The organism is Pseudomonas sp. S1_E05 (genome assembly GCF_056337105.1).
The window spans coordinates 1298686-1313239 of sequence record NZ_JBFRHM010000001.1 but is presented as its reverse complement, the minus strand read 5'-3'; the positions used below and the strand labels follow the sequence as shown (position 1 = coordinate 1313239).

General features: G+C 60.4%; 14 protein-coding genes and 2 pseudogenes. 9 read left to right on the top strand and 7 right to left on the bottom strand.

Annotated features, from left to right (window positions below; all coding sequences use genetic code 11):
* Positions 1-266: 266 nt before the first annotated feature.
* The 3 genes from AB4N33_RS06125 to AB4N33_RS06115 form a co-directional block, all read right to left on the bottom strand.
* Positions 267-914 carry a molybdopterin-dependent oxidoreductase gene (locus tag AB4N33_RS06125; RefSeq protein ID WP_476458785.1) on the bottom strand — a complete coding sequence of 216 codons (648 nt, stop codon included), beginning with the start codon at positions 912-914 and terminating at the stop codon, positions 267-269.
* A 114-nt stretch (positions 915-1028) separates the two neighbouring features.
* Positions 1029-1652, bottom strand: coding sequence for a cytochrome b/b6 domain-containing protein (locus tag AB4N33_RS06120; protein ID WP_476456721.1), 624 nt, complete (start codon positions 1650-1652; stop codon positions 1029-1031).
* Positions 1653-1723: 71 nt separating this feature from the next.
* On the bottom strand, positions 1724-2332 hold the full coding sequence (locus AB4N33_RS06115; RefSeq protein ID WP_476456720.1) for a hypothetical protein: 609 nt from the start codon (positions 2330-2332) through the stop codon (positions 1724-1726).
* A 215-nt stretch (positions 2333-2547) separates the two neighbouring features.
* Between AB4N33_RS06115 and AB4N33_RS06110 the strand changes: the two genes are divergently transcribed.
* Complete coding sequence (locus AB4N33_RS06110) at positions 2548-3243, top strand: heavy metal response regulator transcription factor (protein ID WP_460124314.1); 696 nt, start codon at positions 2548-2550, stop codon at positions 3241-3243.
* A pseudogene (locus tag AB4N33_RS06105) lies at positions 3216-4611 on the top strand (heavy metal sensor histidine kinase). Before AB4N33_RS06110 ends, AB4N33_RS06105 begins: the two are co-directional and overlap by 28 nt.
* A 99-nt stretch (positions 4612-4710) precedes the next feature.
* On the opposite strand, the gene AB4N33_RS06100 reads toward AB4N33_RS06105, so the two are convergent.
* Positions 4711-5469 carry an SDR family NAD(P)-dependent oxidoreductase gene (locus AB4N33_RS06100; protein ID WP_476456719.1) on the bottom strand — a complete coding sequence of 253 codons (759 nt, stop codon included), beginning with the start codon at positions 5467-5469 and terminating at the stop codon, positions 4711-4713.
* Between the two features lie 178 nt (positions 5470-5647).
* On the opposite strand from AB4N33_RS06100, the gene AB4N33_RS06095 reads away from it, so the two are divergent.
* The gene (locus AB4N33_RS06095) at positions 5648-7102 is read left to right on the top strand and encodes an MFS transporter (protein ID WP_476456718.1); all 1455 of its coding nucleotides are present in this window, start codon (positions 5648-5650) and stop codon (positions 7100-7102) included.
* Between the two features lie 9 nt (positions 7103-7111).
* Here AB4N33_RS06095 and AB4N33_RS06090 read toward each other — a convergent pair whose 3' ends face one another.
* Positions 7112-7963, bottom strand: coding sequence for a LysR family transcriptional regulator (locus AB4N33_RS06090; RefSeq protein WP_476456717.1), 852 nt, complete (start codon positions 7961-7963; stop codon positions 7112-7114).
* Between the two features lie 117 nt (positions 7964-8080).
* Here AB4N33_RS06090 and AB4N33_RS06085 point away from each other — a divergent pair, with 117 nt between their 5' ends.
* From AB4N33_RS06085 to AB4N33_RS06060, 6 genes and pseudogenes are all read left to right on the top strand, one after another.
* The gene (locus AB4N33_RS06085) at positions 8081-8944 is read left to right on the top strand and encodes an NAD(P)-dependent oxidoreductase (RefSeq protein ID WP_476456716.1); all 864 of its coding nucleotides are present in this window, start codon (positions 8081-8083) and stop codon (positions 8942-8944) included.
* A gap of 28 nt (positions 8945-8972) precedes the next feature.
* Positions 8973-9280 (top strand): annotated as a pseudogene (locus tag AB4N33_RS06080) (chorismate mutase).
* Between the two features lie 44 nt (positions 9281-9324).
* Positions 9325-9987, top strand: a complete 663-nt coding sequence (locus AB4N33_RS06075) for a hypothetical protein (protein WP_476456715.1) — start codon at positions 9325-9327, stop codon at positions 9985-9987.
* Between the two features lie 86 nt (positions 9988-10073).
* Positions 10074-10817, top strand: a complete 744-nt coding sequence (locus AB4N33_RS06070; protein WP_476456714.1) for a metallophosphoesterase — start codon at positions 10074-10076, stop codon at positions 10815-10817.
* A 131-nt stretch (positions 10818-10948) separates the two neighbouring features.
* Positions 10949-11158 carry a hypothetical protein gene (locus AB4N33_RS06065; RefSeq protein ID WP_460124294.1) on the top strand — a complete coding sequence of 70 codons (210 nt, stop codon included), beginning with the start codon at positions 10949-10951 and terminating at the stop codon, positions 11156-11158.
* Positions 11159-11468: 310 nt separating this feature from the next.
* Positions 11469-12143, top strand: a complete 675-nt coding sequence (locus AB4N33_RS06060) for a polysaccharide lyase family 7 protein (RefSeq protein WP_476456713.1) — start codon at positions 11469-11471, stop codon at positions 12141-12143.
* 183 nt (positions 12144-12326) lie between these two features.
* Here AB4N33_RS06060 and AB4N33_RS06055 read toward each other — a convergent pair whose 3' ends face one another.
* The gene (locus AB4N33_RS06055; RefSeq protein WP_476456712.1) at positions 12327-13244 is read right to left on the bottom strand and encodes a LysR family transcriptional regulator; all 918 of its coding nucleotides are present in this window, start codon (positions 13242-13244) and stop codon (positions 12327-12329) included.
* Between the two features lie 82 nt (positions 13245-13326).
* Positions 13327-14526, bottom strand: a complete 1200-nt coding sequence (locus AB4N33_RS06050; RefSeq protein WP_476456711.1) for an MFS transporter — start codon at positions 14524-14526, stop codon at positions 13327-13329.
* Positions 14527-14554: the final 28 nt, after the last annotated feature.

Here is a 14554-nt window from a genome sequence, read left to right as displayed (position 1 = left end):
CTGCTCGGGGCGCTGGCCGCGTACTTGCGCCACTCCAAGGATTGAAGCAATGCCTCCATTTCCGGCCGATGTGACGCGTTCGTGGTGGATTCCGCTAGCACCTGTGCATTTATCGTATCGGGCTGCTGCACACGAAGCCTGGACTGAGCCTGAAACTGGGCGTGAAATTGCGCCCCCTCGGTTGTCACCCGCTGCTTGTTGTCGGCAGTCGGCAACACGGATAGGACCGACGATACGGTAGAAATGCTCGTCATAAGGGCGTCTCCTCAGATCCCGCTGAACCAGTTGTAACCCTGGTCTTCCCAATACCCGCCCGGGTTTTGGTTACTCACGACAATCTCGACCACGTGCTTGGGGTTCTTGAAGCCCAACTTGGTGGGGACTCGAATCCGCAGGGGATAACCGTACTCAGGCGGCAACGCCACTTCGCCGTAATCCAGCGCCAGCAGTGTCTGCGGGTGCAGAGCGGTCGGCATGTCCAGGCTGGAGTAATAACGATCAGCGCATTTGAACCCGACAAATTTTGCCGTGGTGTCAGCGCCGACGTGCTCCAGGAACGTTTTGAGCGGTACACCTCCCCACTGCCCGATGGCGCTCCAGCCTTCGACACAGATCAGGCGGGTGATATCGCTGCGTTGCGGCAGTTTGCGCAGGCTCTCGAGTGTCCAGGGCGCCTTGTCCCTGACCAGGCCGGAAACCGCCAGCGAGTAATTCGCCAGGTCCACTTCGGGGATGTCGTCCTGGCCATAGAATGCGTTGAACGGGAAAGGCGTGGTGATCTGTGCCCGGGTGAAGGTCGGCGCCAGTTTCTGACCGCTGAACAGCCACGCCTGAACCCGGTCGTTCCAGCGCGACATGGCCCACAGGACTTTGTCGACCTGATCACCGTCCTGCAGGTTGCAACCGGTCAGCATCGACATCGCGCCAACGGTCAAGCCTGCGCGCAGGAAATGACGGCGCTGGATACTCTCCAGCTCACGCTGTTGCGCGGGCTCCAGGCGGATGCGTTGAACAGCTCTTTGTTGGCTTCAGTCATGGGTGTTGTGTCCGCTTTCAAGGGGCCGCACGCCCCCGGTGATCATTGGCAGCAAGGTCCTGGGCACCAGCAGCACCAACGCAAGGTGGACCACGACGAATGCAGCAATCATCGCCATCGCGGCAAAATGGACGTAGCGAGCGACGTCATAGCCGCCCAGCAGCGCGACCAGCTCTTGAAGCTGAATGGGTTTCCAGATCGCCACGCCCGAGATCACGACGAGTGCGCCTGCCGCCAGCACCATCCAGTACATCAGTCGCTGCACGGCGTTATAAACGCCCTTCTCGTGCACCAGCCGAAACCGAAGAGCATCCGTCAGATCATGTTTCAGCGCAGGGAGGCCGATGGGCAGCAGCGCTCGCTTGAAATGCCGACTGAACAACCCGTACGCCACATAAATCAAAGCGTTGATGAACAACAGCCACATGAACGCGAAATGCCAGGCCAGCGCCCCGCCCAACCAGCCGCCCACGGTCACCGCCACCGGAAACCTGAACGCGAACAGTGGCGAAGCGTTATAAATGGCCCAACCGCTCATGAACATGCAGACCATACAGACGGCGTTGACCCAGTGGGTGAGCCGAACCGGCCAGGGATGAATGGTTTTGTGTCTCACGTGTTTCCCCTCAGGAATCATCCGTGAACCGCAGCGACGCCACGCGGCACCGCTGCGGCCTTTTCAGGTGATTACATCGGTGGCTGGAAGCCATCCTTGCCCACCGCAATACCGCGTGCAGTGCCATCGGCCGCCGGGAACACGACGATCCTGGTGCCTTTGACCAACTCGTCGACTTTGCCTGGCTCGACGTAGGCGATCGGGACATCATCCGGTACGACGATTTGCTTCTCGCCGCCCTTGTAGTTGACGGTCAACGTGCGACCGTCGGCCTTGGACAGTTTGCCTACCGTGCCGTTGGTCATCGTGCCGGTGCTGCCATCCGCGTTCTGCCAGCCGTAATGACCTTCGCCGCTGCCCTTGAGGCTGGCGTCAAATACAGTAACCTCCAGCGCTTTCAACGAACCGTTGGCCTGGGGGATGGCTGCCGAGCCAATGAAGCTGTCGGACTTGATCGAATCGACAGTGGCTTTCGATACCCGGTTGATACCGGTCTTGTCGGTCAGGCCGATGGTCTGCTGCGCACCGGAGCGTGTGGTGAACGTCAGTGTATTGTTGCTGACGCTTTCGACCGTGCCGCGCAGCGGCTTGATCAGCGGCATGTCCGCCGCGGTGGCGATGACGGCGGCACTGAGCATCAGCAGACCGAACGTAGTGGACAGGGCGTTTTTGAGTTGCATGGGGACGATTCCTCACGGATTGATGTGCCGCCATCCTCGACCGCAGACCAGGACCTCACGATGACCGCCGAATGACATTTTTGTCATTCGTCCGCCCTGCCCCTGAATGACAGAAATGTAACCGACTCCGCCGGCTCATCTCGGTACACTGCACAGCCGAGATAGCCCTGTCGCGGGCTGAATCCCGTCAAGAAGACACCCGAGCGCCCCTCACGATGCATATCCTGCTGATCGAAGATGACACCAAAACCGGTGAGTACCTGAAAAAGGGGCTTGGCGAGTCAGGTTACAACGTCGACTGGGCCCAGCACGGTGCCGATGGGCTGCACCTGGCCTTGCAAACAACGTACGACCTGATCGTGCTGGATGTGATGCTCCCCGGTATTGATGGGTTCCAGATCATAGAGCTGTTGCGCGCCAAACAGGACGTGCCCGTACTGTTTCTCACCGCACGAGACCAGTTGCATGACCGCATTCGCGGCCTGGAGCTGGGCGCGGATGATTACCTGGTCAAACCGTTTTCCTTTACCGAACTGCTGTTGCGCATTCGCACCATTCTGCGTCGCGGCGTGGTGCGCGAAGCCGACCATTTCCACCTCGCCGACCTGGAGCTGGACCTGGTGCGTCGCCGCGTCACCCGCCAACAGCAAGTGATCGTGCTGACCAACAAGGAGTTCGCCCTGCTGCATCTGTTTCTGCGTCGGGCCGGCGATGTGTTGTCGCGGGCACAGATCGCTTCGGAAGTCTGGGACATGAACTTCGACAGCGATACCAACGTGGTGGACGTCGCAGTCAAGCGCCTGCGCACCAAGGTCGACCATCCCTACCCGATCAAGCTGATCCACACCCTGCGCGGTATCGGCTATGTCTGCGAGGTGAGGTCATGCGGACCCGACGCCAACCATCCCTGACCCTTAGGTCGACCCTGGCATTTTCGCTGGTTGCCATGCTGGCCGTGGCCGGTGCCGGCCTCTATTTGTACCAGTCGATGAAAGCCTCGGTATTGGTCTACAGCGATCATGCGGTCATGGGTCGTCTGGAGCATTTTCGCAAGCTGTTGCATTACGAACTCGCCATCGAGAAGCTGCGCGACAGCCCGCAGATTTTCAAGAACATGCTCGACAGCGAAGACGACATTTTCGTCATAGAAGAGCCCGGGCAGGCGCCGGTGATCCGCGTCAATCCACTGAACGTCACGTTGCCGGAGCTACCGGTGATCGGCCAGGAAACGAAGCTGAGCGTCAGTGACCTGCGCAGCGGCATGACCGACACCGGAACACCCCTGCGTGCCGCGACCGTGGTCACGACGTCGGGAGGACGCGAAGTCCGCCTGACGGCCGCACACCTCATGGGCAAGGAAATGGCCATGCTCGCGGCGTTTCGTGAACGTATTTACCTGGCGGTGGCCCTGGCCTTTCTTGCGACGGCGCTGCTGGGTTACCTGGTGCTGCGTCGAGGACTGCGCCCGTTGCGAAAAATGGCCGCGCATGCGGCGGCCATAACGCCCGAGCGCCTCGACAGCCGTATGGACAGCGCCGATACGCCGGTTGAACTGCAACAACTGAGCGACGCCTACAATGCGATGCTCGATCGCCTCGCCAAGGGAGTACCAACGATTGACGCAGTTCTCCGCCGACCTTGCCCACGAGATTCGCACGCCGGTGGGCTCGCTGATGGGACATTGTCAGGTCGCCCTTCGCCAGCGCCGCAGCGAGGAGGACTATCAGGCATTGATCGCGTCGAACCTTGAAGAACTCGAACGCATCTCCCGCATCGTGGAAAGCATTCTGTTCCTTGCACGCGCCGACGAAGCGCAATCGGTGGTCGAGCCCCAACGACTGTCGCTCAATGACGAATCACAGCGCATCGCCGAGTATTTCGAAGGCTTGGCTGAAGAGCGGCAAATGACCTTTCGGATCATGGGCGATGGCAACGTGCTCGCTGACCCATTGCTGCTGCGCCGGGCATTGAGCAACCTGGTGGCGAACGCGATTCGCTACGCCGACGAAGGCACCGAAATCTCGATGCGGGTCATCGCAACAGGCGGTGCTTGCCGAATCGAAGTGGAGAATCAGGGGCCGGTGTTGAGTGACGAAACCCTGCGCAAACTCTTCGACCGCTTTTACCGCGGCGATGCCTCTCGTCACCAGCACTCCGACTCGTACGGCCTTGGTCTTGCCATCGTCGTGGCAATCATGCAACTGCATGGCGGGCGCGTGGATGTCGAGCAGCCCAGACCCGGGATTATTCGTTTTTCGCTGTCATTCCCTGATGCTTGAAACTTCGAGGGACAATCGGTCAAGTCAAAAGCCCCTTGGAGAGCTCGCAGTTAATCACAAAGCAGCCCACTGGGGGCTGCTCCATGGTCACGCAGGTGTTCAGATTTGCGACAGGCCGCCGTCGACCATCAGTTCCACGCCGTTGACGTACTTGGCGTCAGCCGAGGCCAGGAACAGCGCCGAGGAGGCGATTTCTTCAGGCTGGGCCATGTAGCCCAAGGGTGTGATCTGCTCGACGTGTTGGCGCAGGGCGGCGATGTCGCCTTCGCTCATTTTCAAGCCGTTGTCCATCAATGGCGTGCGGGTAAAGCCTGGGCTCAACACGTTCGCGCGGATCTTGCGACCCTTGAGTTCATTGGCCCAGGTGCGCGCAAAGGACCGCACCGCGGCCTTGGAGGCGTTGTAAAGGCTCAGGCCTTCCATGCCATTGCTGGAACAAATGGAGGCCGTCAGGACGATGGACGAGCCATCTTTCATCAACGGCATCAACGTCTGGACGGTAAAGAAGACGCCCTTCACATTGATGTCGAACATGTTGAAGTAAGCGGCCTCGCTGGTCTCGCCCACAGGGTTCTTTTCACAGATACCGGCGTTGGCAAACACCGCATCCAACTGATCGCCGCGGTCCTCGATCGTCGCCCTGAGCTCATCAAGATCAGCCTGGCGCGCGACATCGGAAATGACCGCAACCGCTCTATCGCCGAGCTTTTCGAGCGCTGCCTCCAGCGTGCTCGCAGAGCGGCCGGTGATGTAGACCCGTTTGGCGCCCTCGGCGATCAAACCTTGCGCAATCGCAAAACCGATCCCGGTGGATGCGCCTGTGACAACGGCCACCTGTTGAGTGAATTTACCTGACATGCATGACTCCTCGATCTTGGACATGTGGATCGTGTGAAACCACAGAAGGGTCATTGTCAGAGGTCCGGCGGTGCTGCGGGACTGCCATAAATGAACGATGAGCGTTCATTTATGTGAGGCGTCAACGGGGCTTGAATTGATTAGATTGAATCAACTCATCTGCCAACAGGACGCTCGTATGGTTTCCCAAATAGTCGTGCCCCCGGAAAGGCGGCGCTGGTTGATTTTCGTGATTCTGCTGGTGGGCGCGTTTCTGCCGCCACTGGATTTTTTCATCGTCAACGTTGCGCTCCCCTCGATCCAGACGTCGCTCGGCACGGCCTCTTCCGCCGAGCAGCTGATCATTTCTTCCTACGCAACGCTGTACGCCGTGACGCTGATCACCGGCGGCCGGCTGGGTGATCTCTATGGTCGCATGGCGATGTTTCTCCTGGGGCTTACCGGGTTTGCGTGCGCATCGCTGATGTGTGGCCTGGCGACGTCACCCTGGTTGCTGATTGCGGGACGGGCCCTGCAAGGCGTGACAGCGGCGGTCATGGCACCTCAGGCGCTCGCTTCGATCCAGGCTATTTTTCCGGAATCCGAAAAGCCATTGGCGCTCAGCCTCTACGGCGCCGTCTTTGGCCTGGCGGCGGTCGTCGGCCAGGCCTTGGGGGGAATTCTGATTTCACTCAACCTGATGGGCCTGGGATGGCGGGCGATTTTCCTGGTGAATTTGCCGATTGCGTTACTGGTCATCGTGTTCGCCATCCCGGTAGTCCGGGAGACCCGTGCCCGACACACCAGCAAGCTGGATCTGGGTGGCACGGCGCTGTCGATCCTGACGCTGGGGGCGTTGATCGTGCCACTGATCGAAGGGCGCGAAGCGGGCTGGCCGCTGTGGGCGTGGCTTTCGCTGGCGGCGGTGCCGGGGCTGGCGTGGCTGTTCTGGCGCTACGAGGCCCGCTTGCACCTGGCCGGCGGCGCACCTTTGCTCAACCCTGATGCACTGCGGGCTCCCGGCCTGGGGCGGGCGTTGCTGGTAGCCCTGACTTTTTACGCGATCGGCGTGTTTTTCCTGCTGCTGTCGATTTATCTGCAGCAGGCCCTGCAGACCAGTGCGCTGGATGCCGGTCTCGTGTTCCTGCCTTTTGGCGCGGGGTTCCTGCTCGGACCTTTGTCGGTTCAGCCGTTCAAGCGCGTATTCGGGGATTTCGTGAACCCCGTTGGCATGGGGTTCGAGATCATCGGATTCGTGCTTCTGGCCTGGCTGGTAAGTGGGACGCCGACGGCCAGCCACCCGCCTGCGCTGCCCTTGGCCGCGATCCTGTTCCTGATCGGTTTCGGGCAGGGACTTGCGTTGCCGACGTTGATGCGCATGATCACAGGCCGGGTTGCGCCCGCCTATTCCGGCATGATCGCGGGCATCACCAGCTCCACCCTGCAAATCAGCACGTCGCTGAGCGTCGCGATCATCGGCGGAATTTTCTACACCCTCGTCGGAACACACACGGACGCAGGCACCATCACCCGCGCCTTTGTCGCCTCCATCCTCTGCATCGCCGCCTGCCTGGCGGTGGGCGCAGGGCTGAGTCTCACCCTGTCGCGCCAACCCAGGACAACACGGCAGGTGTCAGCCGCGCGCCCGACCTGAGCAGGGTTATCACTCGGCGCCGATCATGCTGGACGCGAGATCCGCCATGGCGCGAAGACTGTCCATCTGCCGCATGTCCTGGTGATACCCCATCCAGATATCGCGACCTGGCGGCGGGTCCTGCGGATCGAGCAGCCGCAGCCCCGGGACCTGGTCGCCAAGGACACGCGGCAGCACCGCGACGCCCTGGCCCATCGCACACATCCGCGCCTGCACCGTGCGACTGCTACTGGTGAGCACGGTGCGGGCCAGCAGGTAACGCTGTTGCAACCACTGCACATCAGGATAATGCGCCTGGGCAATGCTCATGGTGATCAAGCCAAGTCCTTCGCCCTGCGGGGCGGGGTCTGGCAATCCAACGCCGGCATACAACCCATAGCTCAGTGTGGTCAGCTTGCGGTGAACGATGTCGGGTTCGGTGAACGGGACGATCCGAAAAGCGATGTCGGCGTCGCGGCGAGCGAGGTCAAACAGGCGATGCCCGGCGATGACCTCAGGCGCGATCAGCGGGTAACGTCGCGCCAGTTCGCCCAGCACGGGCGCCAGCACGTAACAGGCGAACCAATCAGCGGAAGAAATGCGCAACACCCCTTCGGGTTGGGCGCTCTCCCCCGCAAGCCGTCGTTCGATCGCCAGCGCACTCTGCTCCATCTCTTGCGCCAGGCTGAGTATCTTCTCGCCGCTCTCGGTCAATACCAGCCCTTGGGTGGTCCGCAGGAATATGGGCTGGCCACTGGACTGTTCAAGCACCTGCAAGCGCCGCCCCACGGTCGGATGGCTGACACCCAACAGCTTGGCGGCAGCGCCGAGCGAGCCGCTGCGGGCAACCGCCAGAAAAACCCGCATATCACTCCAGTCCATGCCTCACCCCGTACAAAAATGAACGACGAGAGTGCAACAATGGCACTGCCGTAGCAATCCCGTGCCTCACATACTTGGCCCCATGACGTACAGCCAAAACGCGACGGGGTGCTCAAGATGAATATCGGTTTTATCGGCGTGGGAAGCATGGGCAGAGCGATCATTCCCTTGCTCATCCGCGCAGGCCATCAAGTGTCGGCGTGGAATCGCAGCAGCGCTGTGCTGGCGGATCTGGAAGGCGTGCGCACGCTCCCATCCCCCGCTGCGGCGTTTGGGCAAGAGGTGGTCATCAGCATGCTCGCCGACGATACCGCCGTCAGGGAAGTGCTGCTGGCGGGTGCAGTGCTGGAACGTGCCGATGCCTCATGCGTTCACGTCGTCATGGCGACGCTGTCGCCCGTACTCATGGAGGAGCTGCAAGCGGTGCATCAGGCGCTCGGCATTGCCCTGGTGGCTGCGCCGGTTTTCGGTGTCCCGGCCGTGGCCGCGCAAGGCGCCTTGACTATCCTGGCTGCGGGGTCCGAGGTCGCCCTCGCGAAGGTCCAGCCGCTGTTCGACATCCTCGGGAAAATGACCTGGCTCCTGGGCGATGAACCTGTCCAGGCGTGCATCGCGAAAATCGCCGGCAACATGATGATTACCCAAGCCATCCAGTCCCTGGGCGAAGCGAACGCCCTCGTCCAGCGTTATGGACTGAGTCCCGTGGCATTCATCGAACTCATGACCCAAACCCTGTTCGCCTGCCCCAGCTATCAACGCTATGGACAGAACATCATCACCAACCGTTTTGAACCCGGTTTCAAGCTGTCCCTGGGGCTCAAGGACATCAACCTGGCCATCGATGCGGCCCATGACAAGGGCCTGGAACTGCCCGCCGCCGATGTCGTACGAGCAAAGATGAGGGCGGCAGTCGCCCAAGGGGCCGGGAACAGGGACTGGTCGATCTTTGCCGCTGAAGATCAACGGCGTCCCACGTTCTAACGCGCCATGCCCCCAACGGAGGACACCCATGGAAACGCCCGACCTTGCCCAGCAACTCACAGCCTTGCGCCACAGCATCGACAATATCGACGCCGCCCTGATTCACATGCTTGCCGAGCGCTTTCGCTGTACGGATCAGGTCGGCTTGCTCAAGGCCCGCTATCAATTACCCCCGTCGACAAGGACAGGGAACAGCATCAATACGCGCGACTGACAGCACTTGCCAACGAAGCGAGTCTCGACCCGGCCTTCGTCGAGAAGCTGATGCACTTCGTCATCAGTGAAGTCGTCCAGCGCCACCAGACAACCGCCGCCCGACAGGATTTCTGGGCATGAGCACGCGGTTGAAGCAGCCTACCAACACTAAAAAGGGAGCCCCCATGAAATGGCCCACGATTGATCAAGTCCGAGACTTTGTCGCTTTGCCCACGGGCTATGCCTGGGACTACATCAAGCGCGAGGAGATCGATGTCGCGATCGAATTTTTCCGCACCTGGTTTCCCTCTATCTCGGTCGGTTTGGGAAGCGCGTTCATGAGCCGACGATTCTATGAGGAACACGTGGTACTGCAGGACGACGCCAATCGCAGCATTCTTGCGGCAGTCGTTCGCCATCACCATGAAATTGTCGCCATCGCCACGTGGGAGAAGGTTGACGGCGCCGATGTGATCTCTGGCCGCGTCGGCGCAGTAGCCAAACCCCATCGACAGTCGAACCTGGCGGTAGCCGCTCAAGAACTTGGCGAGAAAATGGGGAGATGGATGGGCGCAGGCCTGATCTACGGCATGGCGACGACCCGCACGCCCTATATGCAACGCGCCCTGGAACAGGCGGGGTACAGAGCCGTAGGGATCATGCCCGGCCTTGATCGCGAGGAAACGGAGCCCGGTGTGGTGCGCAGGGTTTACGAAGTCATCTACGCCAAACAACTCGCCCCGGACGCGGATTTTCTGATCCCCGCGCAGCAGCATTTCACCCCTGCGGTTGCACGGCTGTACGCGGAAATTTTTAGAAGCGATGCCCGGATGTCGATGGCGGATTGAGAACGACGCCCAGGCAGCTCCAGCCTTCGGCAATCCAGAGGAAATGGTATCCTTGGCGATTACCCAACCACCTCCCGAAACCCGCCATGCTCAAGCCTCTCCATTCCCCTGCGGTAAAGTCATACGAGCTCAATCTCGACGGCAGCGATTTTGTAGTGGGCGATATCCACGGCTATTTCAATCTGCTGACGTCACTGCTGGAACAAGCAGAATTTGACCAGACAAAAGATCGGCTGTTTTCGGTAGGCGATCTGATTGACCGCGGGCCTTACTCGGACGAAGTCATCGTGTGGCTGAAACAACCGTGGTTCCACGCGGTTCGGGGGAATCATGAGCAGATGATCGTCGAATGCTCCATAGGGGTTGGGGACGTCCCAAGGCACATCCGCAACGGAGGGGCCTGGTTCCATGAGGCACCCTCCGCTTCTCGGCAAGGCATATTCGACGTCTTGAATGACCTTCCCATCATGCTGGAAATCGAACGGCCGGATCGCGGCAAAGTTGGGATCGTGCATGCTGAAGTGCCAACGCTTCTGCCTTCAGACGGCTGGCCACAAGCCAAAGCCTATCTAGCCGGGCACGTCGGCGAGGAACTGCAACAGCAGGCGCTCAAGTGTGCGCTGTACTCAAGGAACAAGATCGAAAACCGCGATCACTCCATCGTGGAAGGAATTGACACTGTTTATGTCGGCCACTCGACGGTCACCGATGTCACGAACCTGGGCAACGTCGTGTTCACCGACACAGGCTGTTCATTCGGCGATGGGGCGCTGAGCCTCATCAACATCAATACCGGGGCTGTGTTCCTAACGGCCATGACTGCGCAATGAGGCAGATTGACGGGTTAGTGCATTGCCATCCTTAGGCAAGGCAGATGGGCTCTCTCGAACCTCACCGACCATTCGCACCCATCATTGATCCAAGCCGGTGCTAGGCTTTCCTCGACAACCGAGGATCCTCAATGCCAAATTCCGACCTACTGCCATCCCTGCTTTTCAAGATCAACGAGAACCAGCTCGCTCTGGAAAGCGCCATCATGGAGCTTGCAAACTGGGCCGAACAAACCGGGGCCACCGAGATCGCCGACACCGTGCATGTGGCCCTGGACGTGATCGACAAGAATGAAGAGTTCATCAAGCTGACGCTCGCGGTGCTGATGGCGCCGGAATGATTTGGCCTTGCCAGCGAAAAGCAATCCCCCTATCGCCGCAGTGAGGGCGAGAACAGGCGCTGGTATCCTCGCCCGCACGTTCGCCAGCCATTAAGGGATGGAGGCGAAAATAGAAACCCCGAAGCCGCGAACCTTCGGGGTTTTGCTTTACGCGATACCTGCCGCGCTACAGCCAATGGCCTACTAAACGCCATCATCCGTTCGTCATTTCTTCCGATCACGGTCCTCTCTCCCCCAGTCACAACCTACGCAACACGGTTGGAAGGCAATCGTGCCAGGCCAATGATTTTTACCAGCTCGGAGAAGGAACATGGGCGTAAACATCAGTAATCTAACGATCGCGACACCGGTAGCCGTATCCGCAACCAACCCGGTTGCACTTGAGCTCAATGGTGCTCAGGCCATTGCTCAGTTTCCCAGTGTGGTGACGGTCCTGCCGGACGGGTCACTGCAACTTTCGGCGCCCACCCGGGGCGCGTCCAGCAAGAGCACACGCCGCACGCGGTGTGAATGGAAGGAATCGGTGTACTGGTCGCTGTCCAGCGCACCCACCCATATCAACTATCAGGAGATGACGGTCACCAAGGTCAACTCCGCTCAGAAGGTCGTCATATCGCAGATGCATGTGAAGGGTGATGACAGCCCGGCGATCAAGGTGTTCTGGCAGAAGGGGAATATCACGATGGGATTTCGTCAGAGTTTCGACCAGACGACGCCGGTCAATTCGACGGTGCTGAAGGGTGTGCCTCTCGGGGGTAAATTTCAGGTCATCATCAAGGTGGCTTCTGCCGGAATCGCGCGGGTCACGGTCGACTACAACAATAACGTCGGGACGTCTGGCGACCTGCAGCTCGACCCTTCCTGGAACTCACGGGTGTTCAGTTTCCACGGTGGGGTCTACAACCAGGTTGATTACACTGACGCTACGCCGCCAGAGGATGGCTCGATCTGCATCATCAGTGACTTGCTGATCACCCACGCCTGACAGGCTGACAGCCGGGAAAGACCGGCACCCGATCTTCCCTTCCAAGAAATAAGCCCGCCCTGACCAGTTGCGGCCACTCAGCATTTCTCTGAAACAGCTGGCGGGGCGGACGTAGGGATCTTATGCGAGCGAGGAAATTTCGTACATCAGCAATTCCCTGATACCCAACTGCAAACCAAAACCTTACAACGGTCCCGCCGCCTTCGGCTCGAGAATCTCTTCGAGAAAGTCAATGAACACATTGATCCGGCTAGACCCTCGGTGATTGGGCAAATACAACGCGTTGATGCAACTGCTCGCGCTGCCGGGGTTGACCTCGTACTGCTCCAACAACCGCACCAGGCGACCGGCGACCACGTCCTCGCGTACCAGCCAATCCGCCAGCAACGTGACCCCGCCACCGGCGATGGCCGCTTCGCGAAGAATGTCGGCATTGTTGCTTTGCAGGCGACCCTGCACATTGAGCTGGATGGCTTCCTCATCACCCTGGAACGTCCAGTGCTGGTGTGAGCCGCCGTAGTCGAAGCGCAGGCATTGATGTTCGAGCAGGTCTCGCGGATGGCAGGGTGTGGTGTGTCCTTTCAGGTAATCCGGGCTGGCCACCACCCATCGCTGGAACGCCCCAACGCGCTTGCTGACAATGTCTTCACTGACCACCGTGGAGCCAAGGCGCACCGAGACATCAATCTGTTCGCTCAGCAGGTCGCCCACCTGATCGCTCAGCGACACGCTGATCTCCAACCCCGGGTGACGGTCGAGCAAGCGCCCGAGGTGCGGTGCGATGATGCGCCGGCCGAACTCGACCGGGACGCTGATACGCAACCTTCCCTGCGCATCGCTGCCCCGGTCGGCGACCACGGCGTCGGCTTCGTCAATGGCATCGAGGATGGCCACCGCCTTCTCGAAATAGGCCTGCCCGGCTACGGTCACGCTGGTGTTGCGCGTGGTGCGGTTGAGCAGGCTGGCGCCGAGTTCGTGCTCCAGCCCCGCCACCTGGCGTGTGACCGAAGAGGTCGAGATACCGAGCTTGCGCGCCGCCGAGGAATAACCACCGCAACGTACGGTTTCAACAAACATCTTCAGTGCCAGCAACTTGTCCATCAGCAGGGTCCGGTCGAAAGGGAGCGACGCTGATTGTGCATCACCGTTCGCCCGCCGTCTTGTACGACCGTGCTTGAGTGCCTCAGGCATTCGCCTTGCGCCCCAGGAACATCACCAGCGCCAACAGCGGCAGCGATGCCACGGCCAGCGCAGACAGCTGCCAGCCGAAATGTTCATAAAGCGGGCTGGCCACCAGCGAACCCAGGGCACCGCCGACGAAGATGCTGGTCATGTAGACCGCGTTCAAACGGGCCCGGCTGTGGGGGTCGATGGCGTACACCTCGCGCTGACCGAGCACCATGCTCAGTTGCACGGCGAAGTCCAGCAGCACCGCACACACCACCAGCCACAGGTAGCCGCTACCGGGCAACGCACCCATCATCAACGCGGCCGGCGCCAGCAACAAGGCAACCAGCGTGCCGCGACGACCATGGCCTGCATCGGCCAAGCGGCCGGCAATCGGCGCCGCAATCGCACCCACCGCGCCTACCAACGCAAAGATCGCCACTTGCGACTGGCTGAAGCCGTGGTGACGGATCAATTCGATGGGCGCCAGGGTCCAGAACAGGCTGAAGCTGGCGAACAACAGGCCCTGATACAGCGAGCGTTGACGCAGGATCGAATGACGACGCACCAGCGCAAACACCGAGCCGATCAAGGCGGGGTAAGTCGCCTGATGGGTCGGCATACGGCGCGGCAGTACCAGCGCAGTGATCAGCGCAATAACCGTCATCAAGCCCGCAGCGCTGAAAAACACCCCACGCCAGCCGAACGCTTCCACCAGCAGGCTCGACAGCGGACGCGACAACAGAATGCCCAGCAACAGGCCGCTCATGATGTTGCCCACCACCCGGCCACGGGTGGCTTCCGGCGCCAGGTGCGCGGCCAGCGGCACGAGGATCTGCACCGCCACGGAGGTGAGGCCGATCAGCAGGGAAAACACCAGGAACATCGACGGCGAATGGGTCAGCCCGGCGCACAGCAGCGTCACGCTCGCCGCGAGCGTAAAACCCACCACCAGGCGGCGGTTTTCCATCAGGTCGGCCAGCGGTACCAGCAGCAACAGGCCCAGTGCGTAGCCAAATTGCGTGAGGGAAACGATCAGGCTGGCGTTGGCGCTGGACAAGCCGATTTGGGGCGCAATCAACTCGACAATGGGTTGTGCGTAGTAAAGGTTGGCCACGACCGCGCCACAGCAAAACGCCAGGAACGCGACCATCAGGCCGGAGAGCGAAGCAGGCTGTTCGACCTTGACCGCTGCTGCAGGGTTGCCCGTAAGCATGATGAAACCTCAATGAGTGGGGAAAGTG